The sequence below is a fragment of the Nonlabens dokdonensis genome (genome assembly GCF_002162835.1).
GTDB lineage: Bacteria > Bacteroidota > Bacteroidia > Flavobacteriales > Flavobacteriaceae > Nonlabens > Nonlabens dokdonensis_B.
In genome coordinates this window covers 1-3,886 of the sequence record NZ_MAAX01000143.1, presented here as the reverse complement: position 1 = coordinate 3,886, position 3,886 = coordinate 1, and the positions used below count along the sequence as shown (strand labels likewise).

Annotated in this window: 4 protein-coding genes and 1 pseudogene; all 5 read right to left on the bottom strand. The window is 33.8% G+C overall.

Annotated features, from left to right (window positions below; genetic code table 11):
* On the bottom strand, positions 1-690 hold a 690-nt coding region (locus tag A9Q93_RS09410; protein ID WP_303687143.1), incomplete at its 3' end, for a YjjG family noncanonical pyrimidine nucleotidase.
* Positions 674-1,987 carry a hypothetical protein gene (locus A9Q93_RS09405; RefSeq protein WP_303687142.1) on the bottom strand — a complete coding sequence of 438 codons (1,314 nt, stop codon included), beginning with the start codon at positions 1,985-1,987 and terminating at the stop codon, positions 674-676. The genes A9Q93_RS09405 and A9Q93_RS09410, both read right to left, overlap by 17 nt.
* Positions 1,987-2,685 (bottom strand): DNA repair protein RadC, encoded by a 699-nt coding sequence (gene radC, locus A9Q93_RS09400; protein WP_303687141.1) that lies wholly within the window; start codon positions 2,683-2,685, stop codon positions 1,987-1,989. The genes A9Q93_RS09405 and radC overlap by 1 nt, the downstream gene beginning before the upstream one ends.
* A 16-nt stretch (positions 2,686-2,701) precedes the next feature.
* Positions 2,702-3,463: a peroxide stress protein YaaA gene (yaaA, locus tag A9Q93_RS09395; protein ID WP_303687140.1), complete on the bottom strand. Its 762-nt coding sequence runs from the start codon at positions 3,461-3,463 to the stop codon at positions 2,702-2,704.
* A gap of 207 nt (positions 3,464-3,670) precedes the next feature.
* Positions 3,671-3,886 (bottom strand): annotated as a pseudogene (locus A9Q93_RS09390) (RNA pseudouridine synthase); the annotation flags it as partial.

The following is a 3,886-nucleotide window of genomic DNA, read 5'->3' as shown; positions in this document are numbered from 1 at the left end:
TAACGAGTGAATCTCATTCAAATGATGCACCACAACTTCATTATCAGGAATCTTCTCCTCAGTAATATGAAACCATATCGTTTTTAAACCAATATTCTGAGCACCTTTAATGTCCGCTTCATAGCTATCGCCTATCATTACACTGTTCTCGATAGATGCATTTGCCATTTTGAGAGCTTGCAGAAAAATTTTAGCATCTGGTTTTTTAACTCCGGCTGTCTCTGCGGTAAGTAATACGTCAAAGTACTTTTCTAGACCAGAATTTTTGACCTTGTTTTGTTGCACACCGTTAAAACCGTTAGTTATAAGATGTAATTTAAATTGAGTCGCTAGAGATTCAAGCATTTCTATACAACCGTCAAATAAGTGATTGTAATTAGGTAGGTATTCTATGTATAGGTCTGCAAAGAGATTAATTTTTGAATCCTCGATTTCATAATTGCAAGCGTCAAAAGCACTTTTCAATCGCTGGTATCGCAAGTTTTCTTTAGAAATTTTATTTTCCCTAAACATTCTCCAGAATTGAAGATTGAGAGGTTCATAGACGGCAATAAAATGCTCTAAGTCTAATGCCACATTGTACTCTTCAAATATTTGCTTATACGCCAGTTTGCTATTAAGATCAAAATCCCATAAGGTATGATCTAGGTCAAAAAAGACATGTTCAATATTTTTAAACTTTTCCTTCATAAATGTATTTTAAAAGAGTAGTCGCATGACTTTTCAAACCTTTTTCAAACTGGTTGTAATCATACATTACAATAAATGATCCAGCAACCTCAGCAACTCTTTGTTTTAATTGTGTTACGATTTGTTTCTGTCCATTAAGCATGTTGCCTGATACACTCTTATAATGTAAAGCATAAGGATGTATAAGTAATGGAGTCTGAACTTCGTAATCTAGATCATAAAAATAGAAAGGATGACTGGTACTCGCCCTAAATCCAGGCATCGTTTCATATCCCATACTATAATCCTCAAGTTTCTCTGTCTCCACTAGTCGTTTATAATGGCCAGGAGTTACAATTTTAGAATAAGCAGCCATAGTTTTACGTAATGGCCTATTAGATATTTCTTCATATTTTTTACTTTGAGCCTTGAGGTCCTTATCGCTACATAGAAAAGAAAATCGCACTCCTATCTCAACATAATCGGCTATTTTCTTTATTGACTCTCTATACTTACGATAGCGATAGACAGTACCATTATCTATGCGGTTGTAATTTCCCAAATGAAAGAAAAAGATCATATCGTCATTTGAGCTGCAAGGTTTTCTTTTCTTTTTCCACCTAACTTTAATAATCTCAATCAATCTTTCATAATTATCATAGGGATCAGTTTGTAAACCCAGAAGAACTAAGAATTGAGTCAATATGCGCTTAACTCTTAAACGCTTTAGATGTTGCAAGAACATTATAAAATTATCTATTACTCCACGGCTAGCATACTTATAAAATGAGGCTACCTCTATAGCAACTGTTGTTTTTAACTGCTGCTCTCTTATTAAATTAACCTCAAAACTTTGATTGATAAGCGTGAGAAATTTTCTTACCCATAAATCTACTAAAGGAAGCATGATAAAATTGCCCTTTACAGCTACACTTTCTTTTGCACTATACCTACCTAAATCGTCCTTAACTTGTGGTAAATATTCTTCATACCTAGACAATAGATAAAATGAGGCAGCAAAAATATCAAACGGTATAGTACTAGAATCTGGAGCTTTAAAAAATACTGGTAGATGATCCCAGCTGTGGTACTCAATTTCATAATTATCGATACCATTTTCATCGAGCAATCCATGAGACCAGATAAACAACTCTTCTCCTAATGGCTTTGTACCATAGCTAAATTTAATTCCGGAGTGACTCACAAATTTGCTAACATCAGAAGTAAAATTAAACTCTTGCCGCATAAGACGTTTGAAAATATGCTTAAAGATGTATTCTTTACGAGGTGTTATATTAGAACAGTAAACTAATATCATTACATCAACCCTTCATCTGCAAAGCTGTAATAACCTTGCTGCGTTATAATTAAATGGTCCAGCACCTTGATGTCTAACAACTTTCCTGCTTCTACTAATTTAACGGTAAGCGACTTATCTTGCATACTAGGTTTTAAATTACCACTAGGATGATTGTGAGAAAGAATCATCGCTACAGCTCCAGCCTCTATTGCTTTTTTAAAGACTAATCTTGTATCTACTAAAGTTCCTGTAATACCACCTATGCTTATATTTTTCTTCTCTACCACTTTGTGACTGTTATCAAGTAACATTACCCAAAACTCTTCATGTGGTAACTCGCCCAAGATAGGTTGCATTATCCTAAAAGCGTCATTTGAGGAGGTTATTTTAGGTAATTGTACAGGCATTTCCATAGCTCTACGTTTTCCTAATTCTAAGGCTGCGGCTATTGTTATTGCCTTAGCTTCACCTATACCTTTATAAGACATTAATTGTTTAAGACTCTTTTTACCCAAAGTATCTAACGAGTTACCAGCGTCCTTAACTATTAAACGGCTTAAGTCTACAGCACTCATTTTGCGCGTACCGCTACCTATCAAAATAGCAATCAATTCTGCCTCAGAAAGAGACGCGCTACCTTTATGTAATAATTTTTCTCGAGGCCTATCGTAAAGCGACCATTCTTTGATAGAAAAATGAATATGATCTTCATCCATGAAATAAAGATAAACGTTATCTCACAAAAACTGGTTCATTTTCTTTAACCGTTTCACTCTCTGAAAATTTATAATCATCCTGAGCAAAATTCTTAATTCCATCTAATGAATTAATTTCATTTTCTACAAGGTATCTAGCCATGGTACCTCTAGCCTTCTTAGCAAAGAATGAAATAACCTTCAGTTTACCATTTTTGTAATCTTTAAAAATCGGACTAACTAATTCACCTTTAAGGTTTTTCTTATCGATAACTTTAAAATATTCATTGCTGGCTAAATTAACTAATAATTCTTTTTCTTCCAGTTCTTTATTTAAGGAAGGTGTGACTTTATCTTTCCAGTATTCATAAAGGTTTTTATTTCTTTCTATAGGTAAAGATGTTCCCATTTCTAGTCTATAAGGCTGCAAAAGATCTAATGGTCTTAAATAGCCATACATTCCTGATAAAATACGCAGTGCTTGTTGTGCATAGTCTAAGTGATCTGTATCCAGACTGTAAGCGTCAAAACCAGTATATACATCTCCTGCAAAAGCATATATAGCAGGACGTGCATTTTCTTTAGTAAAATTTTCTTCAAACTCTTTATAACGCTGGTAATTTAGATCTGCCAGTTTATCTGAAATGCTCATGAGAGCAGCAACTTCTTTCTTGCTCATGCGCTCTAATTTTGCATTTATTTTTATAGCGTCCTCAGCAAATAATGGTTGCGTGCCTCTTGAGGTAGGTAATTTAGTTTTGTAATCAAGTGATTTTGCAGGTGATAATAATATTTTCATTGCTTAAGAATTTGAAAAGTAAAAATAATATTCAGAAGTCTTTACTCCTCTCAAATTCTAGTTAACTTCTCTATATCACTATGAAGTTTATTGATTTCAATGTTCTGGACAATTGTAATGCTGTATTTTTAATCTCAATGAATTTAATTCTTTAAGAGGTCGTTTCCATATCGCTTTCGCGAAAGCGGAATCATAACCAACTAAGGATTACATATCCTTAGAATTTTCTGTATAAACGCGCCATTTATTGATACACTCTACCATATCTGATGGTACATCGCTTGTAAAGCTCATCCATTCTTTTGTGTGTGGATGCTCAAACCCTAATGTTCTAGCATGTAACGCCTGACGTGGTAAGACTTTAAAACAATTATCCACAAATTGTTTGTACTTAGTAAAATTAGTTCCTTTAAGTATTCTATC

Excerpts from the sequence above, each read along its gene's own strand:
- A9Q93_RS09405 (WP_303687142.1), bottom strand. The coding sequence starts at position 1,987 with ATGATATTAGTTTACTGTTCTAATATAACACCTCGTAAAGAATACATC.
- radC (WP_303687141.1), bottom strand. The coding sequence starts at position 2,685 with ATGGATGAAGATCATATTCATTTTTCTATCAAAGAATGGTCGCTTTAC.
- yaaA (WP_303687140.1), bottom strand. The coding sequence starts at position 3,463 with ATGAAAATATTATTATCACCTGCAAAATCACTTGATTACAAAACTAAA.